The 25,211-nt window shown below is 64.3% G+C and carries 19 protein-coding genes and 1 pseudogene; 7 read left to right on the plus strand and 13 right to left on the minus strand.

Translation table 11 applies throughout. From position 1 onward, the window contains the following. Positions 1-8: 8 nt before the first annotated feature. A complete protein-coding gene (locus CAL12_RS16990) occupies positions 9-680 on the minus strand; it encodes an HD domain-containing protein (RefSeq protein ID WP_086065715.1) in 672 nt (223 codons plus the stop codon). A gap of 181 nt (positions 681-861) precedes the next feature. Between CAL12_RS16990 and pdxR the strand changes: the two genes are divergently transcribed. The 4 genes from pdxR (at position 862) to CAL12_RS17010 (ending at position 3,774) form a co-directional block, all read left to right on the plus strand. Beyond that, a complete protein-coding gene (gene pdxR, locus CAL12_RS16995) occupies positions 862-2,271 on the plus strand; it encodes a MocR-like pyridoxine biosynthesis transcription factor PdxR (protein ID WP_086065716.1) in 1,410 nt (469 codons plus the stop codon). A gap of 119 nt (positions 2,272-2,390) precedes the next feature. Next, entirely contained in the window at positions 2,391-2,807 is a 417-nt protein-coding gene (locus CAL12_RS17000) for a cupin domain-containing protein (RefSeq protein ID WP_086065717.1), read from the plus strand. 21 nt (positions 2,808-2,828) lie between these two features. Next, complete coding sequence (locus tag CAL12_RS17005) at positions 2,829-3,284, plus strand: carboxymuconolactone decarboxylase family protein (protein ID WP_086065718.1); 456 nt, start codon at positions 2,829-2,831, stop codon at positions 3,282-3,284. Positions 3,285-3,405: 121 nt separating this feature from the next. Continuing rightward, a complete protein-coding gene (locus CAL12_RS17010; protein ID WP_086065719.1) occupies positions 3,406-3,774 on the plus strand; it encodes a VOC family protein in 369 nt (122 codons plus the stop codon). Between the two features lie 383 nt (positions 3,775-4,157). Here the strand turns inward: CAL12_RS17010 and CAL12_RS17015 are convergent. Further along, positions 4,158-4,757 (minus strand): annotated as a pseudogene (locus tag CAL12_RS17015) (LysR family transcriptional regulator); the annotation flags it as partial. A gap of 165 nt (positions 4,758-4,922) precedes the next feature. Then, positions 4,923-5,432, minus strand: a complete 510-nt coding sequence (locus CAL12_RS17020; RefSeq protein WP_086065721.1) for a MarR family winged helix-turn-helix transcriptional regulator — start codon at positions 5,430-5,432, stop codon at positions 4,923-4,925. A gap of 211 nt (positions 5,433-5,643) precedes the next feature. Between CAL12_RS17020 and CAL12_RS17025 the strand changes: the two genes are divergently transcribed. After that, entirely contained in the window at positions 5,644-6,030 is a 387-nt protein-coding gene (locus CAL12_RS17025; RefSeq protein ID WP_086065722.1) for a nuclear transport factor 2 family protein, read from the plus strand. Continuing rightward, positions 5,984-7,021, plus strand: coding sequence for an AraC family transcriptional regulator (locus CAL12_RS17030; protein ID WP_086065723.1), 1,038 nt, complete (start codon positions 5,984-5,986; stop codon positions 7,019-7,021). The genes CAL12_RS17025 and CAL12_RS17030 overlap by 47 nt, the downstream gene beginning before the upstream one ends. 251 nt (positions 7,022-7,272) lie before the next feature. Here the strand turns inward: CAL12_RS17030 and guaA are convergent, their stop codons facing one another. The 3 genes from guaA to fusA form a co-directional block, all read right to left on the minus strand. After that, a complete protein-coding gene (gene guaA / locus CAL12_RS17035; RefSeq protein WP_086065724.1) occupies positions 7,273-8,865 on the minus strand; it encodes a glutamine-hydrolyzing GMP synthase in 1,593 nt (530 codons plus the stop codon). Positions 8,866-8,947: 82 nt separating this feature from the next. Then, on the minus strand, positions 8,948-10,408 hold the full coding sequence (gene guaB / locus CAL12_RS17040; protein WP_086065725.1) for an IMP dehydrogenase: 1,461 nt from the start codon (positions 10,406-10,408) through the stop codon (positions 8,948-8,950). Between the two features lie 191 nt (positions 10,409-10,599). Next, on the minus strand, positions 10,600-12,708 hold the full coding sequence (fusA, locus tag CAL12_RS17045; RefSeq protein WP_086067949.1) for an elongation factor G: 2,109 nt from the start codon (positions 12,706-12,708) through the stop codon (positions 10,600-10,602). A 282-nt stretch (positions 12,709-12,990) separates the two neighbouring features. Between fusA and CAL12_RS17050 the strand changes: the two genes are divergently transcribed. Continuing rightward, on the plus strand, positions 12,991-13,851 hold the full coding sequence (locus CAL12_RS17050) for a class I SAM-dependent methyltransferase (protein ID WP_086065726.1): 861 nt from the start codon (positions 12,991-12,993) through the stop codon (positions 13,849-13,851). A 26-nt stretch (positions 13,852-13,877) separates the two neighbouring features. Here CAL12_RS17050 and CAL12_RS17055 read toward each other — a convergent pair whose 3' ends face one another. The 7 genes from CAL12_RS17055 to CAL12_RS17085 all read right to left on the minus strand — a co-directional run bounded on the left by CAL12_RS17055 (position 13,878) and on the right by CAL12_RS17085 (position 25,088). Beyond that, positions 13,878-14,426: a DUF1415 domain-containing protein gene (locus CAL12_RS17055; RefSeq protein ID WP_086065727.1), complete on the minus strand. Its 549-nt coding sequence runs from the start codon at positions 14,424-14,426 to the stop codon at positions 13,878-13,880. 3 nt (positions 14,427-14,429) lie between these two features. Next, on the minus strand, positions 14,430-15,902 hold the full coding sequence (locus CAL12_RS17060) for a M20 family metallopeptidase (protein WP_086065728.1): 1,473 nt from the start codon (positions 15,900-15,902) through the stop codon (positions 14,430-14,432). Between the two features lie 15 nt (positions 15,903-15,917). Continuing rightward, on the minus strand, positions 15,918-19,955 hold the full coding sequence (purL, locus tag CAL12_RS17065; protein WP_086065729.1) for a phosphoribosylformylglycinamidine synthase: 4,038 nt from the start codon (positions 19,953-19,955) through the stop codon (positions 15,918-15,920). 114 nt (positions 19,956-20,069) lie between these two features. Beyond that, entirely contained in the window at positions 20,070-20,627 is a 558-nt protein-coding gene (gene greB, locus CAL12_RS17070) for a transcription elongation factor GreB (protein ID WP_086065730.1), read from the minus strand. A gap of 50 nt (positions 20,628-20,677) precedes the next feature. Continuing rightward, positions 20,678-21,526: a 3',5'-nucleoside bisphosphate phosphatase gene (locus CAL12_RS17075; protein ID WP_086065731.1), complete on the minus strand. Its 849-nt coding sequence runs from the start codon at positions 21,524-21,526 to the stop codon at positions 20,678-20,680. 35 nt (positions 21,527-21,561) lie between these two features. Beyond that, entirely contained in the window at positions 21,562-22,485 is a 924-nt protein-coding gene (locus CAL12_RS17080; RefSeq protein ID WP_086065732.1) for an alpha/beta fold hydrolase, read from the minus strand. A 62-nt stretch (positions 22,486-22,547) separates the two neighbouring features. Further along, positions 22,548-25,088: a DNA internalization-related competence protein ComEC/Rec2 gene (locus CAL12_RS17085; protein ID WP_232464553.1), complete on the minus strand. Its 2,541-nt coding sequence runs from the start codon at positions 25,086-25,088 to the stop codon at positions 22,548-22,550. Between the last annotated feature and the right edge of the window lie 123 nt (positions 25,089-25,211).

Genomic DNA, 25,211 nt, shown 5'->3' on the forward strand with positions numbered 1-25,211 from the left:
GGACTTCTTCAGTGAGTGGGAAATGTCCACGGGGAACTCAAAATGATGCCGCACAGGTTCACGCGCTCGAAGTCCGGGTCCTTGTATGCCAGGAAATCGTCGTTGAACGTGCCGAACGTCGTGCCCGGGCGATGCTTCATGCCTTCGTAAAAGGCATCGATCATCCTGTCCGCGAAATCAGCGCCGCGCGGAAATCTCGCGATGACCGCCGCGCGCTGTTCCTGGGTAAAGTCGTCAAAGCCCCGTCCCGCCACGTCCATCCCCGCTCCGGCCTGCACCAGCGAGATTTCGCCGTGCATGTGCTCGGGAATGCCCGGCGTCGTATGGAGCGCAACTGCGCTCCATACCTTCGCGACATCCGCCTCGTCGACGTGATGACTGCGCAGAAAATCGCGCGCCGCGTTGGCGCCGTCAACTTCAAAACGCAATCCGCTTTCGCGATAGGCTGACGTCAAGCCAATATCGTGGAACATGGCCGCAACGTAGAGCAGCTCCGGATCGAAGGCGACACCCTTTCGTTTCCCCAGCAGCGCGCCCCATAGATAGACCCGTGTCGAGTGGTTGAAAAGCAATTCGCTTTCGGTGTCGCGGATGAGCTGTGCGGCCTCGCGCGCCAGCCGGCTGTCGGGAATGATGACGCCGGCCATGTCGTTCGCCGGTGTTTCTTTATCCTGGTTCATCAGGTGCCTCGAGCGATGAATAGCGGTCGGTTTCCGCGACACGCTGGACTTCCGGAGGGCGCCGCCTGGTCCGGAGACATCGCATGGGAATGCTCCGGCAGCGCCACACCGGCAAAGTTACGCTGCCCTTGGGTCATGCAAAAGACCCAAGTTTGAACAATCCGAATGTACTATCGCGTCCATGAGCAAGCTTTCCGTCGGCCTCGACCGCTCCGGGCGTATTTCTCTGTCGGCGCAAATCTACGGCTCGATTCGAGACGCGATCGGGTCGGGCCAGCTTGCCGCCGGCGCGCGGCTGCCCTCCTGGTCGGATCTGGCCGCCCAGCTCGGGGTGTCCCGGGGCACGGTGCGGGCCGCCTATGAACGTCTGATCGACGAGCAGTACGCGATCGGCCTGGGCGCGGCAGGCACCCGAGTCGCCGCGCGGCCCTCGCCAGCGACGACCGGGTGGTCGCCCGAGACGCCGCCGCTGCCTGATCTGTTCTACGACTTCAATGCGGCGCCTTTGGCATTTCAAATGGGTGTGCCCGCCCAGGACGCCTTTCCATTCAAGCTCTGGTCACGCATACAGGCGCGCGCGGCGCGCCGCGCGGCGGCAACTCCGGTCGGCTACCTCGATCCCCGTGGCGAACCGGACTTGCGACAGGAGATCGCGGCGTATCTTGGTGTCTCACGCGGGCTTCGATGCAGCCCGTCCCAGGTCTTCATCACGGCAGGTTTCTCCGGCGCGCTCAATCTTGCGATTCGTGCCCTGCGCGTGGAAGGCGGACAAGCCTGGATGGAAGACCCCGGATTCCCGCTCACGCGTACGGCGCTCGGGCTGGCGGGAATGACCGTGGCGGGCGTGCCGGTGGACACGAACGGGCTCGATGTCGACGCAGGCATCCGGATCGCCCCCGAAGCCGTCCTCGCGGTGGTGACGCCGGGCCAGCAGGCCCCGCTCGGGATGACGATGTCCCTCGCCCGACGGATGTCACTGCTCGGCTGGGCCAGACGACACGACGCCTGGATCGTCGAAGACGATTATCTCGGCGAGTTGCAGCTGAAAGGACGGGCCGCGCCGGCATTGGCCTCGCTGGATCAGGACGGGCGGGTGCTGCACGCCGGGACCTTCAGCAAAACGATCAACCCGGCGCTGCGCCTGGGGTTTCTCATTGTCCCGCCGGCCATGGCACGCCACTTCGACGACGTCGCGGCGTGCCTGTCCCCCGCCCCGGCCGCGCCTGTGCAGCACGCCGTCACCGAGTTCATGCACGAGGGACACTATTTGCGCCATCTGCGTCGAATGAAACGCCTCTACGCCGCGCGGCAGGAAGCGCTCGTCCGTTGTCTGAAGGAACAGGCCTCGGAATCACTCAGGGTGCAGGCCGCCGCCGGCATGACCGTCGTGGTCGCGCTTCCCCAATCCGCATCGGACGTCGATATCGCCTCGCGAGCGCGCGCTTTCGGGCTGGCGCCGGTGCCGCTTTCACCTTGGTACATGGGCGATAAGAGGCAGCAGGGGCTACTGCTCGGCGTGACGAATCTGGATGAAAGAACCCTGCCAGCCAACTGTTCCCGCCTGCAGGAAATCGCTCGTGGGCACCACTGACGGACCCGCGAGATCTGCTTTGCCACCGCTTCTTGGTACAGTGAAAATGTTCACTCCTGGTGCTTTTGCGTGCGCGCATGTGACACGACAATGCAGAAACGCAAAGGAGCCGGATTTCAATGAACATTCAATCCATCGCAAGAGCCGCCTGCACAGCCATGGCCGTTGGCATCGCCGTGCCGGCCTTGGCGCACGGCGGGACTGACACAGTCACACCGAACTTCCAGCACGCCATTCCCAATATCCCGGGCAAGTCGTTGACCGCCGTCGTCGTCGACTATGCACCCGGGGCAGCGTCTTTGGCGCACCGGCATGCAGGCTCGGCCTTCATCTATGCCTATGTCGTGTCGGGCGAGATCGAGTCACAGGTCGATGACGGGCCGAAGCGTGTCTACCATGCCGGCGAGAGCTTCTTCGAGACACCCGGCGCCGTTCATCGTATAAGCCGCAACGCGAGCGCAACAAGACCCGCAAAGTTGCTCGCCGTGTTCGTCGCGGACAGCGACGACAAAACCTTGACTACTCCCCTCAAGTAACCCCGCTCCAGGAGTCACATCATGAGCAAGCGCCTCGACTATGCACAGATTTCGCCCGCGGGCGTCAAAGCCCTCGGCGGCGTCTACGGCTACGTCATGCAAAGCGGCCTGTCGCCGGTTCTCGTCGACCTGGCTTACCTGCGCGTCTCGCAGATCAACAACTGCGCATATTGCCTGGACATGCATACGCGCGACCTGCTGTCAAAAGGCGTAAAGGTCGAGAAACTCGCCTTGGTGCAAGCGTGGCGGGAAGGCGGTGATCTCTTCGACCTCCGCGAGCGCGCGGCACTCGCGTGGGCTGAATCGGTCACGCTGGTGGCGCAGACCGGCGTGCCAGACGCCGCCTACGAGGCTGCCCGCGCCGTGTTCAACGAACGCGAACTGGTTGACCTGACCATCGCCATCGGCTTGATGAATACCTATAACCGTATGGCCATCAGCTTCCGGAACACGCCACAGGCCGTGATGGAACAGTAAAGGGTCCCCGTCATCGGGCTACGCCTACACCACGTCACACAGCCGGGTACACTGGAAACGATCGCGTGCGCAGAAGCCGAATGCCACCTGTCGCAACCCACACGATCGAGGATGGAAGCTCATGTTTGACCACATAGGCATACGCTCATGCAACCCTGAAAGCCTGGAGGCGTTTTTTCTTCGCGCTCTGGCGCCATTGGGCGTAACGATCGCCATGCGGGGCCCGCATGGCTCAGGGCTTGGAATGAGCGGAAAGCCCTCACTGTGGATCTACGCGACCGCTGAAAAGCCGACGCCGCTGCACCTCGCGTTCGCCGCCGAGCACCGCAGCCAGGTGGATGCGTTCTACGCGGCGGCCATCGCGGCTGGCGGTCAAGACAATGGGCCTCCCGCACTGCGGCCGCACTACCACCCGCACTACTACGCCGCCTTCGTCATCGGACCGGACGGCCACAACGTCGAGGTAGTCTGCCATCGGCCAGAAGCCTGATTCCGATGCCCCTCGGACCCGCCACACCTGCCGAAGCAGAGTGCAGTGCAGCGTCGGTCAGCATCGAGGTCCACGAAGGACGTCAAATCACTCCCACTCGATTGTCAACAGGTCTCGCAAACCCGCGTGGTTAAAGGGATTGCATAGATCGTCGCCTACCTAGTACGGTCAGCTTTGCACTGCTGTCGTAGCCGCTGCAGTCTGTCTGGACTACCGGCAAGCACTTCTACCGTCTCTGTAGGCTCAGCCTTGCTGCACGCGGCCAGAAAACACCACAAGTAAAAAAAGCATGAGCTTTTTCATGGTTCAATTTCTTCCGAAACATCGATGCCTTGTAATGCAGCAGATGTTTCCGTTGCAGGCGGTTCTAGTGTGCTTGTCCTTTCGCAAGCCTGAGGATCCGCGAGCACTAGCGGGTGGCCCAAAACCTCCTCCAGCGGGATGCGCTTGTACATCAATAGCGGGTGCCGTGCAGGCACGGCAACCACTAGTAGGTCATCCCAAACAGCTTCGGCGATGAGGCCATCGTCTACATGATTCGATCGAGCAAAGCCCAAGTCGTAAAGATCATCGTGCAGTCCTTTGATGTGCTGCACTAACGGAACCTCGAATAGCCGTATCTCTATTTCCGGGTCCTCCTCTCGGCACAGCGCTAAGAACGTGGAAAAACGTGACGGCGGAATGCCATCAGAAATCGCGAGACGCAGTTGGTGATGAAAGCCATTGACAGCAGCCTTAGCGCTGTCACGGGCCTGCTGCAACGCTGCGAAGACACGCGGAACGTGCTCCAAGAACAGTTTTCCGGCTCGCGTCAATCCGGTACTTCGGGTGGTTCGCACGAAAAGCTGCACACCCAACTCGGCTTCCAATTCCTTAACTGCTCTGGACAACGGGGACTGTTCGATGTGCAGCCGTTCGGCCGCACGAGCAAAGTGAAGCTCTTCGGCAACAGCAAGAAAGCAGCGAAGATGGCGCAACTCCATAGTCAATCCCTCCTCTCGCTCTCTAAATTCTTCGAATTCAAGGTCGATCGTTCACTCGGCCCGGCCTCCAGCCATTCCGAACACCTCATCGAGGCAGAACGTGTGACCGATCCATGCCTTTCAGAAACGGCTGTGGGCTTTCGGACTCACAGTGCGGCGTGCGCTTCAGTCACTCTCCAACGCCTCCTCGACTGGACAGGCGTCACATGATTTCCGGTCGCACAAACGGCACACTTGGTAGGCCTTATCCACGTTCTGTATCAAGCTTCCCAATAGCTTCTCGGCTAAGCGACCAAATATTTCTCGCTCTTCGCCACTCAGCGACTTCAAGGCGCACGCGATGCTTTTCTGCCTCGCATCCAGTATGGCGGCGAAGCTTGCCTCTCCCGCGTGTGTGAGATGCAGAGCCACAGCGCGCCGATCCTCAGAGCTGGCCTGGCGCTCGACAAGACCGTCCTTAGCAAGGCGGTCTACCAAACGAACTGCCCCAGGATGTGAGAGACGCAAAGCGCGGCGAAGCTGCTCAATAGCAAGCCCCGGCTCATGGCCTATCAATGCAATGGCGGCAGCGGCTGGCCCGGGCTCGGGGGCCTGCGCCTGCGTATCGACATGCAAGGGGTCGGACAGCGCCAAAGCCAGCGCACCCACAACGTTCTCGATCTTGCGTTCTTTCATGCAGAAATTTTATATGCGCCAAGCATGTAAATCAAGCCGAAATGATGTATGCTTGGCGCATATAAATAACATCATGCAGGGACCAAGGAGCCCGCCGACATCGCTTCAGCTCCGAAAAAGACCTTCATCCGTGCATTGAGGTGGTCGCGCTGCTCGGTTCGGCGACACCCATCGATCCCAGACTTCACCGAGAAATTTTCAAGGAATGACTATGACTTCGCACATCAAACCAATCGCTACAAGTGAGTACGACGCCGTAATTGAGGCCGCACAGGCGTACATCGACGGCTACCGCGCCGGAGACATCGCCGGCATCGAGCGAGCCTTTCATAAAGACTCAGTGATGTGGGGCTACAGCGGCAATGACCTACTTCAAGGCCCCGCTACCCCGGTATTTGCGAGCTTCTTTAAGTCGCTGGGGGCCTCGCCAAACGTTCGCAGCCGCCTGGATATTTTGGCTATTGCTCCCACGGCTGCAGTAGTCCGAGTCGATATGGAGAACGACGTTATGGGGGCCAGCTTCCACGACTTTCTTTCTCTTCTCAAAATCGATGGTCAATGGAAGATCATCTCCAAGATATTTCAACGATATTCCTGATGAATCCGTGCCGCCTCAACGGCGGCGCCTTCCACATTTTTCTTGGATGACTGAAAGCGTGTCGCTTCAATCAGACTGGCTTAGCCGCCTACTTGGAATACTAGCGATACGCGGGTTCTTTGGTGCCAGAACATCGTACCGAAATCATTGGCAGATAGGGTTCGATCTGGCGATACCGGGCGAAATTCCGTTTTACATTATCCTCAACGGCTACGCGGCATTGGAGTACCCGAATGCGGAATTGCGATCTCTATATTCTGGCGACATTGCCCTTTTTCCGCATGGGACACCACATCGTTTGTATGATCGCAGTCAAGTCCATGACCGCGCCTCTACCAGACGACGGACACGGCGGGTTCCAAGTCCCGAAGCGAGTACAGACGAGCCGAGTCATACGGAAATAATCTGCGGTCGCCTGAACATAGCCCACCCGCACGGTGCGTTTGTCCGCAAATATCTGCCCGAAAGTCTGATCGTGCGATCGTCCGATGCGATGAGCGCTACTACCAGTCAGCTAAGAAGCCTCGTGAAGATTATTCACGAAGAATCGCGTACGAATGAAGAAGGGCCGCCGTACAACCTTGACGTCCTAGCACCTGCCCTGTTTGTGATGTTATTCCGTGCGCTGAGCGAGGTAGAGGAACCCCCTACAGGTTTAATAGCGGTCGCAGGATGCAAACAGTTAGTCCCCGCGCTCGAAGGCATTTTTGCTGAACCTTCCGAATCCTGGACACTTTCCGATCTCGCCGCTCATTGCGGGGTATCGCGCGCGACCTTGCTCCGTCGTTTCCAACATAAGCTCGGTTGTTCCCCAATGGGACTGTTGCTGGATATTCGCATGGCACTCGCGGCGAACGACTTTGGGAAGGCTCGTGTCTCAACGGACGAAATTGCACGAAACGTCGGCTACAAATCAAGCACAGCTTTCAGCCGCGCCTTCACCAAGTACTTTGGCATCACATTGAGGAACTGGAAGCATTCGCAGCGGTGAAACGGGTTTTGCCGAGGCGGCCGGTGTCGAGACCAATTAATGGCGTGGTGAATCATATTGACGATGTAACGGAGCGCGTAGAAAACATTTTCCCTACGAAATTGACACCCCTCGTTGCCGACCAATCTCCCAAGACACACTGCTGCCGCGCGCTGTCGCGGCGAGCTGTTGCTGCCGTGACGTATTTGTTCTAGATCAATACGTCATGGCAGTTTTTCGATAGCTAGTGATAGTCCTCGAAGGACGTCAAATCACTCCCACTCAATCGTCGCAGGCGGCTTGCTGCTCACGTCATACACAACCCGATTGATCCCCCGCACCTCATTGATAATCCGCCCGCTGACTTTCGCCAGCAAGGGATAAGGCAACGGCGCCCAATCCGCGGTCATGAAGTCCGACGTCTGCACCGCGCGCAGCGCAACGACATAGTCATACGTCCGCCCATCGCCCATCACCCCCACCGACTTCACCGGCAGGAACACGGCGAAGGCCTGCGACGTCAGGTCATACCAGGACTTGCCGCTGACCGGATCCAGCGTGCTGCGCAATTCCTCGATGAAGATCGCGTCCGCGCGACGCAGCAGGTCGGCGTATTCGGTCTTCACCTCGCCCAGGATACGCACGCCCAGCCCCGGCCCGGGGAACGGATGGCGATACACCATCGAATGCGGCAGGCCCAGCGCCACGCCGAGTTCGCGCACTTCGTCCTTGAACAATTCGCGCAGCGGCTCCAGCAGCTTCAGGTTCAGCGTTTCCGGCAGCCCACCGACGTTATGGTGCGACTTGATCGCCACGGCCTTGCCGGTTTTCGCGCCGGCCGACTCGATGACGTCGGGATAGATCGTGCCCTGCGCCAGCCACTTGGCCGCCTTCAGCTTGCCGGCTTCGGCCTGGAAGACTTCGACGAACTCGCGGCCGATGATCTTGCGCTTGGCCTCGGGATCCGACACGCCCGCCAGCTTGCCCATGAACTGTTCGCTGGCGTCGATGTGCAGGATCTTCACGCCCATGTTTTCGGCGAAGGTCTGCATGACCTGCTTGCCTTCGTCCAGGCGCAGCAGGCCGTGATCGACGAAGACGCAGGTCAGCTGATCGCCGATGGCCTTGTGGATCAAGGCCGCGGCCACGGACGAATCGACGCCACCGGACAGGCCCAGGATGACCTCGTCGTCGCCGACCTGCTCGCGGATGCGCTGCACGGCTTCGGAGACGTAGTCGGGCATGTTCCAGTCGCCCTGGCAACCCGCGATATCGCGAACGAAGCGTTCCAGCAGGGCCTTGCCCTGGATGGTGTGGGTGACTTCAGGATGGAACTGCACGCCGTAGAAGCCGCGCTCTTCGTCCGCCATGCCGGCGATGGGGCAGGACGGCGTGGAGGCCATCAGCTTGAAGCCCGGGGGCAGCTGGGTGACCTTGTCGCCGTGGCTCATCCAGACCTTCAGCATGCCGTAGCCTTCGGGCGTGGTGAAGTCCTCGATATCCGTCAGCAGGCGCGTGTGGCCATGCGCACGGACTTCGGCGTAGCCGAATTCACGATGGTCCGACCACTCGACCTTGCCGCCCAGTTGCTGCGCCATGCTTTGCATGCCGTAGCAGATGCCCAGGACGGGAACGCCGACTTCGAACACGGCCTGCGGCACGCGCAGCGAGCCCTCGTCATAGGCCGAGGCGTGGCTGCCGGACAGGATGATGCCTTTCAGCCCCTGCGATTGCTGTTCGCGCACGAAATCGTCGCCGACGTCGCCGGGGTGGATTTCGCAGTACACGCCGGTTTCGCGCACGCGGCGGGCGATAAGCTGGGTGACCTGTGAACCGTAATCGAGGATCAGAATGCGCTGGTGCATGGTTGGCTCTAAATAGAAAAGCGCACCGGCGGGAAGCGGGCTTCCTCCGGTGCGCGGATGCTGCATGGCGGTGCGCCGGATATCAATCGGCGCGGTAGTTCGGCGCTTCCTTGGTGATCTGCACGTCGTGGACGTGCGATTCGCGGAAACCCGCGGACGTGATCTGCACGAATTGGGTCTTGGTGCGCATCTCGTCGATGGTGGCGCAGCCGCAATAACCCATGGAGGCACGCACGCCGCCGGCCAGTTGGTAGATGATCTGCAGCACGCTGCCCTTGTACGGGACGCGGCCTTCGATACCTTCCGGCACCAGCTTGTCGGCGTTGTTGGCGGGATCCTGGAAGTAGCGGTCGGCCGAGCCATCCGCCATCGCCCCCAGGCTGCCCATGCCACGATACGACTTGTACGAACGGCCCTGGAACAGGACCACTTCGCCCGGGGCTTCTTCGGTGCCGGCAAACATGCCACCCATCATGCAAGCGAAAGCGCCGGCCGACAGGGCCTTGGCGACGTCGCCAGAGTAGCGGATGCCGCCATCGGCGATCAGCGGGACGCCCGTGCCTTCCAGCGCCTTGGCGACGTCGGAAATGGCGGTGATCTGCGGCACGCCCACGCCGGCAACGACGCGCGTTGTGCAGATGGAGCCCGGGCCGATGCCGACCTTGACGCCGTCGGCGCCGTATTCCAGCAAGGCGCGGGCGGCTTCCGCGGTGGCGATATTGCCGCCGATGACGTCGACCTTGGGGTAGTTCTTCTTGACCCAGCGCACGCCTTCCAGCACGCCCTGGGAATGGCCGTGGGCGGTATCGACGATGATGACGTCGACGCCGGCGGCGACCAGTTTTTCAACGCGTTCTTCCGTGCCCGCGCCCACGCCGACAGCGGCGCCGACGCGCAATTGGCCCAGGGCATCCTTGTTGGCTTGCGGATGCGCGGTGTTCTTGACGATGTCCTTGACGGTGGCCAGGCCACGCAATTCGAAGGCATCGTTGACGATCAGGACCCGCTCCAGGCGATGCTTGTGCATCAGGTGCTGGGCTTCGTCCAGCGTGGCGCCTTCGCGCATGGTCACCAGGCGTTCCTGCGGGGTCATGATGGTGCGCAGGGGTTCGTCCAGGCGGGTCTCGAAGCGCAGGTCGCGGTTGGTGACGATGCCGACCACCTTGCGCCCTTCCACCACCGGCAGGCCGGAGATGCCATGCTGCTTCTGCAGGGCAATCGCGTCGCGGACCTTCATCTGCGGCGTCACGGTGATCGGGTCGATCACGATGCCGAATTCGTGCCGCTTCACGCGGGCGACTTCCCGGGCCTGTTCATCCGCCGTCAGGTTCTTGTGGATGATGCCGATCCCGCCTTCCTGTGCCATGGCGATCGCCAGGCGCGACTCCGTCACGGTGTCCATGGCGGCGGACACGAGCGGAATGTTCAGGGTGATGTTGCGAGTGAGGCGGGTGGCCAGCGACGTGTCGCGCGGCAGCACCTGGGAGAACGCGGGCACCAACAGAACGTCGTCGAAGGTGAGCGCGGTTTGGATGAGACGCATGGGAAACTCCGGGCGCAAAGCAAGATTATACGCGTTCCGTCTGGAATTTCTAGGTGTAACCCCTAACATACCGCGGTATGCGGTTATACGCGCGGCGCGCCCGCGCAACACCCGCCGGGCGGCCCCGCCGGGGAACCGCGCCGGCGTCCGACAGGCCGGGCCAGGGATCTGGCCCGGCGCCACCGTCCCGATTACTTGCCACCCTTGGACGCCATGACTTCCTCGGCGATCTGGCGCGGCACTTCGGCGTAATGCTTGAACTCCATGGTGTACGTCGCCCGGCCCTGGCTCAGGGAGCGCAGCGTCGTGGAGTAGCCGAACATCTCGGAAAGCGGGACTTCGGCCCGCACCAGCTTGCCGCCCCCGCCCGCGATGTCGTCCATGCCCTGCACCATGCCGCGCCGCGAGGACAGGTCGCCCATGACGTTGCCCATGAAGTCCTCGGGGGTTTCGACTTCGACGTGCATCATGGGCTCCAGCAGCACCGGCTTGGCACGCCGCATGGCTTCCTTGAAGGCCATGGAGCCCGCCATGCGGAAGGCGTTTTCGTTGGAGTCCACGTCGTGGTACGAACCGAAGGTCAGCGTGACCTTGACGTCTACCACCGGGTAGCCCGCCAGGATGCCGGACTTCAAGGTGTCCTGGATGCCCTTGTCGACGGCAGGGATGTATTCGCGCGGGATGACGCCGCCCTTGATGGCGTCGACGAATTCATAGCCCTTGCCCGGCTCGTTCGGCGCCAGCGTGATGACCGCGTGGCCGTACTGGCCGCGACCGCCCGACTGCTTGACGAACTTGCCTTCGACATCGGTCGCGGTCGCGCGCACGGTTTCCCGATACGCGACCTGCGGCTTGCCGACCGTGGCTTCGACACCGAATTCGCGCTTCATCCGGTCGATCAGGATTTCCAGGTGCAATTCGCCCATGCCGGAAATGATCGTCTGGCCGGATTCCTCGTCGGTGTGGACGCGGAACGACGGGTCTTCCTGGGCCAGGCGATTCAGGGCGACGCCCATCTTTTCCTGGTCGGCCTGGGTCTTGGGCTCCACCGCCTGCGAGATCACCGGCTCGGGGAAGATCATCTTTTCCAGGACGATGGCCTGCGCCGGATCGCACAGGGTGTCGCCGGTCGTGACGTCCTTCAAGCCCACCGCGGCCGCGATATCGCCCGCGCGCACTTCCTTGATTTCCTTGCGCTCGTTGGCGTGCATCTGCAGCAGGCGACCCAGGCGTTCTTTCTTGCCCTTGCTGGAGACCAGCACCGTGTCGCCGGAATTCACCACGCCGGAATAGACGCGGAAGAACACCAGCTGGCCGACGAAGGGGTCGGTCATGATCTTGAAGGCCAGCGCCGAGAACTTTTCATCGTCGGCGGGATGGCGCTCGATCTCCTTGTCGTGATCGTCATGGCCCTTGATGGCGGGCACGTCCACCGGCGACGGCAGGTAATCGATGACGGCGTCCAGCATGGCCTGCACGCCCTTGTTCTTGAAGGCGCTGCCACACAGCATGGGGACGATCTCGTTGGCGATGGTGCGCGAGCGCAGGCCCTGCTTGATTTCGTCTTCGGTCAGCGTTTCGCCGCCCAGGTACTTGTCCAGCAGGGTTTCGTTGGCCTCGGCGGCGGCCTCGACCATCTTGTCGTGCCATTCCTGGGCCTGCTCGCGCAGCTCGGCCGGGATGTCGGCGTACTGGAACTTGACGCCCTGGCTGGCATCGTCCCAGATGATGGCCTGCATCTTGACCAGGTCGATGACGCCCTGGAAATGGTCTTCGGCGCCGACCGGAATCTGGATGGGCACCGCGACGCCCTTCAGGCGTTCGCCGATCTGCCGCTGCACGCGGAAGAAGTCCGCGCCGACACGGTCCATCTTGTTGACGAACGCGATGCGCGGGACTTTGTATTTGTTGACCTGGCGCCAGACGGTTTCGGACTGCGGCTGCACGCCGCCCACCGAGTCGTAGACCATACACGCACCGTCGAGCACGCGCATGGAGCGTTCGACTTCGATGGTGAAGTCCACGTGTCCCGGGGTGTCGATGATGTTGATGCGGTGTTCGGGATAGTTGCCGGCCATGCCACGCCAGAAGGCGGTCGTCGCGGCCGACGTGATCGTGATGCCGCGCTCCTGCTCCTGCTCCATCCAGTCCATGGTGGCGGCGCCGTCGTGCACCTCGCCAATTTTGTGGTTCACCCCGGTATAGAAAAGAATGCGCTCGGTGGTCGTGGTCTTGCCAGCGTCGATGTGCGCGCTGATACCGATGTTGCGGTAATTCTCGATGGGGGTCTTGCGAGGCACGATTTTCTCCAGGGATGGGACCATCCGCGGCCGGCCGGACCGGGTAAGCCAGGCCGACGAGCGCGATACACGCGCTTCCGGTAGCGTGACAACACTACGCACGCGGAACTCCGCCCGCTATATTCGCCTTGCCATACGGAAAGCGCAAGGGACGGAGAGGCGAAGTAAATGGGGCGTTTCCCAGGCTTTCAAAGTTGCGTCCCTTATTATTGGGACCAGGAATCCCGCCAAGTAAAATGAGCCCGTGCCGGCGCGCGACGCCGGCTTGTCTTTCCGCGCAACATGTCCAATACCTACGAAATCCGCCCCGGCCAGTCTATCGAGCTGCTGAAGGAGCTCCACATCCTGACGCGCGACGGCAAGATGAACCAGGACAGCCGGCGCAAGCTCAAGCAGGTCTATCACCTGTTCCAGTTCATCGAACCGCTGCTCAAGAGCCTCAAGGAAGAAGGCCGCGATATCTCGCTGGTCGACCACGGCGCGGGCAAGTCCTATCTGGGCTTCATCCTCTACGACCTGTTCTTCAAGGATCTGCGAGACGGCTCGCATATCTACGGCATCGAAACGCGCGAGGCGCTGGTGAGCCATACGCGCGAACTGGCGCAGCGGCTGGGCTTCGCGGGCGGCATGTCCTTCCTGAACCTGTCGGTGGCCGAGGCCACCGAATCGACCGAACTGCCGGCGTCGGTGGATGTGGTGACCGCCCTGCACGCCTGCGACACGGCGACGGACGACGCCATCCGCTTCGCGCTGCGCAAGCAGGCGCGCTATATCGTGGTGGTGCCCTGCTGCCAGGCGGAAGTCGCGTCGGTGCTGCGGCGGAACAAGAAGAGCGTCATGGGCGACCCCCTTTCGGAAATCTGGCGTCATCCGCTGCATACGCGGGAGTTCGGCAGCCAGGTGACCAACGTGCTGCGTTGCCTGCAACTGGAAGCCCATGGCTACCAGGTCAGCGTGACGGAACTGGTCGGCTGGGAGCACTCGATGAAAAACGAGCTGATCATTGCCCAGCACAAGAATTCGCCACAACGGCGGGCAAGCGAACGGCTGAATGCCATGTTGGAGCGCATCGGGTTGGATGAACTGAAAGCGCGCTTCTTCGCGCCGGCCGCCACGGCCGGCGCCGCCGCCCAGTCGTCCTGAGCGCCCGGCGGCGGTAGCGGCCTGCCCTATTCGCCCGTCATCAGCTTGCGCCAGCCTTCCCATCCCAGGCGGCGCATGGTGTCCTGATTGCGTTCGTAGATATCGTCAGGATCCGGATAGGCATCCACGGCCCGCGCAATGCTGTCTTCGCGCAGAAGGTGCAGGATGGGATACGGCGAGCGATTCGTGCAGTTCTCGATATCGTCCGGCTCGGTGTCGGCGAACTGGTAGTCCGGGTGGAAGCTGGCGATCTGCAGGACGCCTCGCAGACGCAGTCGCTTGAGGATACGGTCGGCCTGGGTCAGGAAATCGTTGTACTCGGCGAAATCCCGCAGGGCGGACAGCAGGATAAGCAGCGTCGTATCGATGCTTACAGGATCGCTGCCGGCCAGCAGGCGGAGTTCGCCTTCGAGATCGGTGGCGACCGCTGTCGCATCGGCGGCCGCGCTGGCGACATAGCGTATCTGTCCCTTCACATGCACGGCCTTGGCGAAGGGACAGAGGTTCAGACCGATGACGGCGCGCGCCAGCCACGCCTGGGTGGCGGCGATGGCGGCATCCGCTGACACCGGCACCGCTCAGGCCGCCGGCATGGCCGCGATGGTCTGCGCCACAGCGGCGGTCAGCTTCTTGCCATACGGCACGTGCAGGAATTCATTCGGCCCGTGCGCGTTCGACTTGGGGCCGAGCACGCCGCAGACCATGAACTGCGCCTTGGGAAAGCCTTGCTGCAGCGTATTCATCAAGGGGATGGTGCCGCCCTGGCCGATATAGCCGCAGGGTGCGCCGTAGTACTGTTGGGACGCCGCGTCCAGCGCCGCGCTCAGCCACGGCTGCGAAGCCGGCGCGTTCCATCCTGTGGCCTGCCCTTCGCTGGGCTTGAAGATGACCTTGGCGTTGTACGGGGCGTCGCGCTCCAGCAGGGATTTCAGCTCCTGGGCAGCGGCGACCGCGTCGACCAGCGGCGGCAGGCGCAGCGACAGCTTGAACGCGGTGCGCGGACGCAGGACGTTGCCCGCGTTCGAAAGCGGCGGCAGGCCATCGGCGCCCGTGACCGACAAGGTGGGCCGCCACGTGCGGTTCAACAAGGCTTCTTCCGGCTCGGTCGTCATCGGCAGCACGAAGCCGCCGTCGGCGCCGCAGCTCCAGGGGAAGCGGCGCCAGACTTCGTCACCCAATATTTTGGCCGTCGCATGGACCTGCTCGATGCGCTCGGCGGGGATTTCGCAATGGAAGCTCTGCGGCAGCAGGCGGCCGGTGCCACTGTCTTCCAGGCGATCCAGCAGATGGCGCAGGATGCGAAAACTGGAGGGCACGACGCCGCTGGAATCGCCGGAATGGACGCCTTCGTCCAGCACCTGCACTTCCAGCGTGCCCGATACCATACCGCGCAGCGACGTCGTCATCCACAACTGGTCGTAATTGCCGGCGCCGGAATCCAGGCAGACCACCAGCGCGACATTGCCCAGGCGTTCGCGCAAGGCATCCACATAGGGCAGCAAGTCATAGCTGCCGGATTCCTCACAGGTTTCGACGATGCCGACGCAGCGCGGCCGCGGAATGCCCTGTTTGTCCAGCGCCAGGATGGCGGTCAGGGACGCATAGATGGCGTAACCGTCATCGGCGCCGCCCCGGCCATACAGCTTGCCGTCTTCATACTTGGGCGTCCACGGGCCCAGCCCGGCGCGCCAGCCGGAGAATTCGGGTTGCTTGTCCAGGTGGCCGTACAGCAGCACGGTGTCGCCGTTGTCCGCACGCGTCGCGGGCGCGTCGAAGAAGATTACCGGCGTGCGGCCGGGCAGGCGCACGACCTCCAGCTTCAGGCCGCCAACCTTCTGCGCCTCCACCCACTGCGCGGCATCGCGCACCACGCGCTCGATATAGGCATTGGCTTCCCAGTCCGCGTCGAACGCGGGACTCTTGGCGGGGATCGCGATGTAGTCGGTCAGCGCCGGCAGGATTTCGTGGTCCCATTTCTGGTCGACATAGGCCTGCAGGGCCTGCGGATCGATGGGACCGGAATGCGCGGAATCGGGGACTCGTGCGTTCATGGAAGTTCCTTTAGATTACTTCATCCAGACACGGGCATTGCGGAAGGCCCGCATCCACGGACTGAACGCGCCGCCGCTGTCGCGCTCGCCCCATTTTTCCGGCGCCCAGGACATCATGACGTTGCGGGTGACCCGCTCCGGGTGCGGCATGATCGCGGTGAAGCGCCCGTCCGGCGTGGTAACCGAGGTGATGCCACCCGGGCTGCCATTGGGGTTATAGGGATAGGTTTCGGTCTGGGCGCCGCGATTGTCGACGAAGCGCGCCGCGACGATGGTCTTGGCCGGATCGCCCTGCCGCGCGAAGTTCGCATAGCCTTCGCCATGCGCAACCGCCACGGGCGTACGGGTACCCGCCATTCCCGCAAAGAAAATCGAGGGCGATTCGGCGATCTCCACCATGGCCAGGCGGGCTTCGTACTTTTCCGACAGGTTGCGCGTGAAGCGCGGCCAGGCCTGCGCGCCAGGGATCATGCTGGCGAGCGCAGCGAACATCTGCGCGCCGTTGCACACGCCCAGGCCGAAGGTATCCTGGCGGCCGAAGAACGCGGCGAACTGGTCGGCCAGTTGATTGTGGAAGCGGATGGTGCGCGCCCAGCCCTCACCGGCGCCCAGGACGTCGCCATAGCTGAAACCGCCCACGGCCACCATGCCGTTGACGGTGCGCAGGTCGACGCGGCCGGTGAGCAGGTCCGTCATGTGCACGTCGACCGCCTCGAAGCCGGCGGTGTCGAAGGCCCAGGCCATTTCCACCTGGCTGTTGCAGCCCTGCTCGCGCAGGATGGCGACGCGCGGACGCTTGCCGGTGGCGATGTAGGGCGCCGCCACGTCTTCCTGGGGGTCGAAGGTGACCAGCGGCGTAAAGCCGGGATCTTCCTTGTCCTGCCACACGTCGAATTCGGCCTGCGCGCAGACAGGGTTGTCCCGCCGCGCCATGATGCGATAGCTGGTCTCGCTCCACGCGCGGCCCAGTTCGGCGCGCGGCTGGCCCCAGATCTTGCGGCCATCGCGATAGAACTCGACCTCATCGCTGTTGTTCAGGCCGCCGATGACATGGGCGAATTTGGACAAGCCGGCGCCGCGCAGCACCTGCATGACGGCATCGCGCTGGGATGCCGGCACCTGGATGACCGCGCCGGCTTCCTCCGAGAACAAGGCCTTGAGCGTGAGTTCTTCGCGCTGCACGGCCACCTGCTCGGGACGGATCTTGTAATCGCCCCAATCGGCGGAGTTGGCATCGAAGGTCAGCATGTCCAGGTTGACAGACACGCCGGTATGGCCGGCGAAGGCCATTTCGCAAATCGTGGCGAACAGGCCGCCATCGGAGCGGTCGTGATAGGCCAGCAGCGTGCCGGCCTCGGCCAACGTCCGTATGGTGATGAAGAAGGCCCGCAGGTCCTGCGGCACATCGATGTCCGGCGCTTCCGTGCCAACCTGGTTGTACACCTGCGCCAGGATGGAGCCGCCCATGCGATGCAGGCCGCGGCCAAGATCGATCATGATCAATACGGTATCGCCCGCGTCGGTGCGCAGGCGCGGCGTCAGGCTCGCGCGCGCGTCCTCGACCGGCGCGAAGGCGGTGACGATCAGCGAAACGGGAGAGACCACCTGGCGCTGCTCCCCGTCCTGCGACCAGGAGGTCCTCATGGACAAGGAGTCCTTGCCCACCGGGATGGACAGGCCGACCGTCTGGCACAGCTCGCTGACCGCGGACACGGTGTCGTACAGCGCGGCGTCCTGGCCGGCCACGCCGCAGGCGGCCATCCAGTTCGCCGACAGCTTGATGTGTTCGACCTGGCGTACGTCGGCCGCCGCCAGATTGGTCAGCGCTTCGGCCACGGCCATGCGGCCCGACGCGGGCGCGTTGATCATGGCGATAGGCGTGCGTTCGCCCATCGCCATGGCTTCGCCGCGAAAGCCTTCGTAGTCGGACAAGGTGACCGCGCAGTCGGCGACGGGCACCTGCCAGGGACCGACCATCTGGTCGCGCGACGACAGCCCACCGACGTTGCGGTCGCCGATGGTGATCAGGAAGGTCTTGTTGGCCACGGTGGGGTGGCGCAACACGCGATAGGCAGCTTCGGTCAACTCGATGCCGGCCAGGTCCAGCGGCTCGGCAACGCCGGGCAGGCGCTGGACGTCGCGCGTCATGCGTGGCGGCTTGCCCAGGATGACGTCGATGGGCACGTCCACCGGGCGCACCGGCCCCGCGGCCTGCCCCTGGGGATCGACGCCCGGCAGGCCTTCGCCCTGCACCACACGCAGTTGCCGTTCTTCCGTGGCCACGCCGACCACCGCGTAGGGGCAACGCTCGCGCTTCGCGATTTCGTCGAAGCGGGCCAGGTCGTCCGGCATGATCGCCAGGACATAGCGTTCCTGCGATTCGTTGCTCCAGATCTCGGCCGGCGACATGCCGGACTCTTCCACCGGCACGCGCTTCAGGTCGAAGACCGCACCGCGGCCCGCATCGTTGACCAGTTCGGGGAAGGCATTGGACAAGCCGCCAGCGCCGACGTCATGGATGGCCAGAATGGGATTGTTGCCGCCCTGCTGCCAGCAGCGGTCGATGACTTCCTGGGCACGCCGCTCGATTTCCGGGTTACCTCGTTGGACCGAATCGAAATCGAGGTCGGCGCTATTGCTGCCGACGCCCATGCTGGACGCCGCGCCGCCGCCCATGCCGATACGCAGGCCGGGGCCGCCCAACTGGATCAGCAAGGCGCCGGGCGGAATCTTTTCCTTGTGGGTCAAGCCGGCATCGATACTGCCCAGGCCGCCGGCGATCATGATGGGCTTGTGGTATCCCCAGCGCGTACCGCCCGCGGTCTGCTCGAAAGTCCGGAAGTAACCCAGCAGGTTGGGCCGGCCGAATTCGTTATTGAACGCGGCGCCGCCCAAGGGGCCGTCGATCATGATGGACAGCGGCGAGGCGATGCGGTCCGGCAGCCCGTGATGATCGCTTTCCCAGGGCTGCGGCGCATCGTCGAAACGCAGATGCGAGACGGTGAAACCCGTCAGCCCGGCCTTGGGCTTGGAACCACGCCCGGTGGCGCCTTCGTCGCGGATTTCCCCGCCGGCGCCGGTGGATGCGCCAGGGAACGGTGCAATGGCGGTGGGATGGTTGTGCGTTTCCACCTTCATCAGCGTATGGACGACGGCGTCCCGGCGCCGGTACGTCAGCGCGTCGTCCGATGTGCCGGCGGCGTCCGCGTGGAAGCGCTGCGCCATGCCGCCTTCCATGATGGCGGCGTTGTCGGAATACGCCACCACGGTGCCGCCGGGCTGGGCGGCGTGCGTGGCCCGTATCATGCCGAACAGCGTCTTGTCCTGCGCCTGGCCGTCTATGACCCACTGGGCGTTGAAAATCTTGTGGCGGCAATGCTCGCTATTGGCCTGGGCGAACATCATGAGCTCGACGTCGGTGGGATCGCGCTCCAACCGGGCGAAGGCTTCCGCCAGGTACTCGATTTCGTCGTCGGAAAGCGCCAGGCCCAGCGTGGTATTGGCCTGCTCCAGCGCGGCGCGCCCCTGGGCCAGCACCGGCACGGTGCGCATGGCACGGCCTTCCACCGCGGCGAAGAGGGCCTGGCCATCGAACTGGGCGTCGACCACGGTTTCCACCATACGGTCGTGCAGGCAGGCGGCCGCGCGCGCCAGCATGGCGTCGTCGAAGGACTTGGCGCCGAGCAGCCCGCGCTCCGGCGTGAGCATGTAGCGCACGCCGCGTTCGATACGGCGTACGGAGGAAAACCCGCAGTTATGGGCGATATCGGTGGCCTTGCTGGCCCACGGCGAAATCGTGCCCAGCCGCGGAATGACCCGCAGCACCATGGCCTTGGCGGGTTCGGCGCCTTCATAGGGATCGCCGTAGTCCAGCAGGTCGGCCAGCCTTTGCTGGTCCGCCGCCGACAACGGGGCATCGCACAGCACGAAATGCTCGTAGCGGGCGGAGACATCCGCGACGGGCAGCCCGGCCTGTTTCAGTTGGGCGAGCACGCGCTCACGGCGAAAGTTGGACAGGACAGACGAGCCGGGGAGGTACTGAACGATGGACACGATGCGGGCGCCGTAGTGGGAAGGGCAAAAACTGGATTTTACCCGTTACGGCCGGCGTTTCCGGCGCGCCGGGACGGTTTTGTCCGCCGTCCCCACCCTGCCTTGCCGGTGCGCCTAGCCGGCTTCCGGGTAATGGACTTCCAGGATATCCAGGCTTTCCACCCCGCCGGGCGTACGCAGCGTCACGGTGTCCCCTTCCCTGGCCTTGAGCAGCGCCCGGGCGACCGGAGATATCCAGCTGATCTTGCCCGCCAGCGGCTCGGCCTCGTCCACCCCGACGATGGTGACCTCATGCTCCTGCCCGGCCTTGTCCAGATAGAGCACACGAGCGCCGAAAAACACCTGGTCCCGATTGGGCTGCACGGCCGGATCCACCACTTCCGCGATATCCAGGCGCCGCGTCAGGAAGCGCATGCGGCGGTCGATCTCGCGCAGGCGTTTCTTGCCGTAGAGGTAGTCACCGTTTTCAGAGCGGTCGCCATTGGAGGCGGCCCAGGAGACGACCTGGACGACGGACGGCCGCTCGACGTTCATCAGGTGGGTAAGCTCATCGCGCAGCCGCGCATAGCCTTGCGGCGTGATGTAGTTGCGCGTGCCGGGCGGTAGCGCCTGGGCCTGCGGAATATCGTCGTCTTCGTCCTGGTCGGACTCTTTGACAAATGCTTTGTTCATGGCGGATTCGATTGCCTGGGCGGCCCGGGGCGGGCCGCCGCGAGATGCTGTCAGAACCAGTCGTGCCAGACCGGCTTCAGATCAGCGGGCAGAGGCGGCAGCCTGCCGAGGTCGACCCGGCTTTCATGGGGGCTGTGGAAGTCGGACCCGCGCGAAGCCAGCAACGAGCGCTCCCGCGCCACATCGGCGTAACGGCGGCATTCGTCGGAATTGTGGCTGCCGGTGGTGACTTCGACCCCTTCGCCGCCCAAGGCCTGGAACTCATCGAACAGGGCCGCGGTTTGCAGGGGCGTGTACTTGTAGCGGCCCGGATGAGCCACCACGGCGCGCCCGCCCGCATCGTGGATCCAGCTCACGGCATCGGCCAGCGTCGCCCACTGGATCGCCACCTGCCCCGGGCAATCGTCGCCCAGGTATTTGTTGAAGACGGTCTGGACGTCGGGGCAGAACCCGGCCTCGACCAGATAGCGGGCAAAGTGCGTGCGGCTGATCAGCTCCGGATTGCCGGCGAAGGGCAAGGCGCCTTCAAACGCGCCTGGCATACCCATGCGCGCCAGGTTTTCGCCTATGCGCCGTGCCCGGTCGGCCCGGCCGGCTCGCGTCCGGCGCAAGCCGTCACGCAAAGCCTGGTTCAGGGGGTCGAATCCCAGGCCGACGATATGCACTGTCTGATTGGCCCAGGTGACGGAAATCTCCACTCCCGTCACGAACCGCAGGCCCGCTTCCCGCGCCGCGTCGGCGGCCTCTGCCAGCCCGCCGATCTCGTCGTGATCGGTGAGCGCCCAGACGTCCACGCCGTTGGCCCGCGCGCGCAAGGCGACGTCGCGGGGCGACAGCACGCCATCCGAAACGGTGGAATGGCAATGCAGATCGACGTTATGTGCGGTTGAGAGTCCCATGACCGTATTGTAGGCGGCCGGCCAGGGTGTGTCAGTCAGGCGCGTAAAAAAGCGGCGACGGGTTCGATCTGCCCGTCGTCCATCAAGGTCGGCGCATGGCCAACGCCGGGCACCTCCACGACGCGCGCGGCGGGGTTGCGACGGGCCATTTCGCGCGCGGTCTCGGCGCTCAACAGGTCCGAATGCTGGCCGCGCAGGACCAGGATGGGGCAATCGATGGCCTCATAGGAATGCCAAAGCACCTGCTCGCCGGCCGCCAGCGCCGCGCCGTCCTGGACCGCGAAGGGGACGGCCAGCCCCAGGTCATAGTGCTTGACCCAACGGTCGCCGCGCCGCAGGAACACATGGGCGGCGAGCTCGCGCCATTGCTCATCCGTATGGTCGCCGAACGCCGCCGACACTTGGCGCAGGTAGGCCACGGCCTCTTCGAAGCTGCCGAATTCCTGGCCCTGCCCCACGTACTGGCCGATGCGCGCCAGGGCGTCGGGCGCCAGGCGCGGCCCGACATCGTTCAGGATCATCTTGTCGAAACGCAATCCCGGCCCCTGCAACGGACCGCCGCCGGCCTTGCCGGCCGCGCGAGCCCGCGCCGACATGGTCGCGGAGCCGGCCAGGACCATGCCGATCAGGCCGCCCATCGATGTGCCCACCCAGTGCAGGGTGGCCGGGCGCAGGCGGGCGAGCAAGGTGACCATGTCGCCGACATACTGCGGCACGGTGTAGTAAGCCGGGTTCAACAGCCAATCCGAAGCGCCCCGCCCCACCACGTCCGGGCACACCACGCGATATTCACTGGAAAGCCGCCGTGCCAGGGTGTCGAAGTCGCGACCGGTACGCGTGAGACCATGCACGCACAGCAATACCTTGTCGTTTTCTGGATCGCCCCATTCCCAGTACGCCATGCGGTGCATGCCAGCCGGGCTGGCGCAGGTCACGAAATCTAGGCGGGGGGTCTGCATGGGTGCTCCGGATGGACGGCAGGACAAACCATGTTATCGCAAGGCCGCGACACGCCGTCGCGCTACATGGCCGCATGCCAGTACCGCCGCCCCAGCGTGCGCTGGCACCGGACCACCAAGGCATCCGCGCCCGAAGTCGCGATCACCGCGCCATGATGATCGGTGCGCCAGAATGATGCCCCGGCGCGCCGCCAGCGCCGCTCCACGGCCGGGGCCGGATGCTGAAAGCGGTTCGAGTAGCCGACCTGCGCGACGACATGGCGTGCCTGCGACGCCTCCACCAGCGCGGCGCCGGAGGAAGTCTTCGAACCATGATGCGGCGCCACCATCACGTCGATGGGCGGCAGGGCCAGGACGAAGTCGTTCTCCTGCGCCACCCCCACGTCCCCGGGGAGCAACGCCCGGTGATGCCGCCCTTCCACCAGCAGGACGCAGCCGTCCGCGTTCGAACCGGCGGCACGCCCCCGCCGGGCCTTGCGTGGACGCGCCGCCTCGCGGGCAGCTGTCGGCGCCCGCGGATGCAGAAAAGCAAAACGCACGCCGTCCACCTCCCATGCCTGGCCCGCCTCGCAAGGGCCGGATACGGCCGGCAACGGTGCCTCGTCCGCCAATCCGCGCAGGCGGGCGTCCCGCCGCACGCGCCGCGCCACATCGAACGACGCATAGGCCTGGTCCACCGGCACTGCGCGCAGCAGGCTATCCAGGCCCCCGGCGTGATCATCGTCGGCATGGGAGATGACCAGTGTGTCGATGCGGCGGATGCCGCGTGCCCGCAGATAAGGCCACAAGACCCGTTGCGCGCCGTCCGTACCGTTGCGGTGCAAGGGACCGCTATCGAAGACCAGGGCATGCGTGGCGGTCTCCACCACCACCGCGCCGCCCTGCCCCACGTCCAGCGCGGTCAACCGCCATTCGCCTTCCGCCGGACGGGCCGGCCGCCAGCACAACGCCGGCACGATCAGCAGCCAGGCCCATCGGCGCGACGTCATGGCCGGCGGCAGCAAGGCCCATGCGATGCCGATCGCGGCCAGGGCGAGCAGGATCAGCGGCGGCGCGGCCACGTCCCATACGGACCACCCCTGTGCCGCCAGGCTATCGATCCAGCGCATCACCAGGCCGAATACCGATTGCGCGCTCGCCCCCGCCCACGCCGCCGGACCGATCGCGCCAGGTACGAGGCCCGCCAGCGCGCACAGGGCCGCGCATAACAAGGCGAGCGGCGTCACGATCAGGCTGACCGTCGGGATGGCGATCGCATTGGCCAGCGGCGAAGCCATCGACACTTGCTGCGTCAGGAATGCGAGTACCGGCGTGAGGCTCAATGTGACCACGCATTGCAGCCGGCCCGCCCGCGCGCAATTGCGCAGCCATTGACGGCAACGCCATACGCCCGCGCCGCGCTCGGCATTGCCGGGGCCGACAAGGTCAGCGTCGCGCGCCCCATGCCCCCACGCCAGCACCGCGACGACGGCGCCGAACGACAACCAGAACCCCGGCGCGATCGGCGCCCAGGGATCGAAGGCGACGACCACACAGGCCGCGAACAGCAACACGGCGTCGCGCGACAGGGGCAGGCGCAGCAAGGCCGACCCGCCAGCCACCGCCAACATGAAGAAGGTGCGCCGCGCGGGGATGCCCCACCCGGCCATCAGGCAATACAGCCACGCGATGAACAGCGCTACCGCAATGCCGGCCAGCGCCGCGGGCATACGCTCCGCCAGGCACATGCCGCGCCAGCGCACACGCCGCCAACCCCACGCGACCGCGCTGCCTGCCATGCCCGCGACCAGCGTCACGTGCAGGCCGCTGATGGAAACCAGGTGCGTGATACCCGTCGCATTGAAGACCCGCCAATCGTCGCGCGCCACGCCGGCCTGGTCACCCAAGGCCAACGCGATGACCACGGCGCCATGACGCGTGTCGCCCAGCAGCGACCGCATGCGTTGCCGCAATGTATGCCGCGCGCGATGGATGCCGATCATCCCGAAGCGATAGCCTTCGTCCAGCACGCTTTGCGGCTTGCCGCGCACGGTGGCGGTGGCCCGCACATCGAGCTGGAACATGCGCGCTTCACCGTCGGGCGCGTGCGGGTTTTGCAATGCATGCGGACGCTTGAGCACCAGCGCCATCTTCCAGTGCTGTCCCGGAATCACCGGACGCGACACACTGGCGTCGCCATGGATCGGCAAGGGCCATGACACCCGCAGCCGGCGTGGCAACGCCGCCGGCGCCGAAGCCAGGACTTCAGCGTCGAAGCGCAGCGCATCGGGTGACGACTCCACCAGCGAAACGACGCGCACGGTCGCGCGCGCCACGTGGTTTTCCTGATCGGGCGGCAAGGCGTCGTCGAGGCGCCATTGCGCTCGTTCGATGGCATACAGCGCGCCAGCACCGCCGGTGCAAGCGCATAACAGGGCGGCGCGCAACCATGGCGCACAAGCCGGGTGGCCGGATGAGGTCGCGCGTAGACGCCACCGCAGCACCAAGGCCGAGCCGGCGAGACAGCCCAAGACCCAGCGCACAGGCGGGGAAGGCAGCGCCGCCATAGTCTGCACGCCGGCGATCGACGCGATGAATACCAGCATGGCCAGACGCCCTTCCATTCCGTCTCCCGCGAACCGAAAGCATGCTAGCCGCGCGGGCGCGCTCGAAAAGCGAAAACAGGATGGAAACGACGCACTGCTGCCGTGGTGCGGGCAGCGCGCAAAAAAAGGCGGCCCCGCTTG

Source organism: Bordetella genomosp. 8 (genome assembly GCF_002119685.1).
Classification (GTDB): Bacteria; Pseudomonadota; Gammaproteobacteria; order Burkholderiales; family Burkholderiaceae_B; genus Bordetella_C.

What these genes read in the sequence shown, in the direction of transcription:
- CAL12_RS16990 (WP_086065715.1), bottom strand. Translation starts at nt 680, where the DNA reads ATGAACCAGGATAAAGAAACACCGGCGAACGACATGGCCGGCGTCATC.
- pdxR (WP_086065716.1), top strand. Translation starts at nt 862, where the DNA reads ATGAGCAAGCTTTCCGTCGGCCTCGACCGCTCCGGGCGTATTTCTCTG.
- CAL12_RS17000 (WP_086065717.1), top strand. Translation starts at nt 2,391, where the DNA reads ATGAACATTCAATCCATCGCAAGAGCCGCCTGCACAGCCATGGCCGTT.
- CAL12_RS17005 (WP_086065718.1), top strand. Translation starts at nt 2,829, where the DNA reads ATGAGCAAGCGCCTCGACTATGCACAGATTTCGCCCGCGGGCGTCAAA.
- CAL12_RS17010 (WP_086065719.1), top strand. Translation starts at nt 3,406, where the DNA reads ATGTTTGACCACATAGGCATACGCTCATGCAACCCTGAAAGCCTGGAG.
- CAL12_RS17020 (WP_086065721.1), bottom strand. Translation starts at nt 5,432, where the DNA reads ATGAAAGAACGCAAGATCGAGAACGTTGTGGGTGCGCTGGCTTTGGCG.
- CAL12_RS17025 (WP_086065722.1), top strand. Translation starts at nt 5,644, where the DNA reads ATGACTTCGCACATCAAACCAATCGCTACAAGTGAGTACGACGCCGTA.
- CAL12_RS17030 (WP_086065723.1), top strand. Translation starts at nt 5,984, where the DNA reads ATGGTCAATGGAAGATCATCTCCAAGATATTTCAACGATATTCCTGAT.
- guaA (WP_086065724.1), bottom strand. Translation starts at nt 8,865, where the DNA reads ATGCACCAGCGCATTCTGATCCTCGATTACGGTTCACAGGTCACCCAG.
- guaB (WP_086065725.1), bottom strand. Translation starts at nt 10,408, where the DNA reads ATGCGTCTCATCCAAACCGCGCTCACCTTCGACGACGTTCTGTTGGTG.
- CAL12_RS17050 (WP_086065726.1), top strand. Translation starts at nt 12,991, where the DNA reads ATGTCCAATACCTACGAAATCCGCCCCGGCCAGTCTATCGAGCTGCTG.
- CAL12_RS17060 (WP_086065728.1), bottom strand. Translation starts at nt 15,902, where the DNA reads ATGAACGCACGAGTCCCCGATTCCGCGCATTCCGGTCCCATCGATCCG.
- greB (WP_086065730.1), bottom strand. Translation starts at nt 20,627, where the DNA reads ATGAACAAAGCATTTGTCAAAGAGTCCGACCAGGACGAAGACGACGAT.
- CAL12_RS17075 (WP_086065731.1), bottom strand. Translation starts at nt 21,526, where the DNA reads ATGGGACTCTCAACCGCACATAACGTCGATCTGCATTGCCATTCCACC.
- CAL12_RS17080 (WP_086065732.1), bottom strand. Translation starts at nt 22,485, where the DNA reads ATGCAGACCCCCCGCCTAGATTTCGTGACCTGCGCCAGCCCGGCTGGC.
- CAL12_RS17085 (WP_232464553.1), bottom strand. Translation starts at nt 25,088, where the DNA reads ATGGAAGGGCGTCTGGCCATGCTGGTATTCATCGCGTCGATCGCCGGC.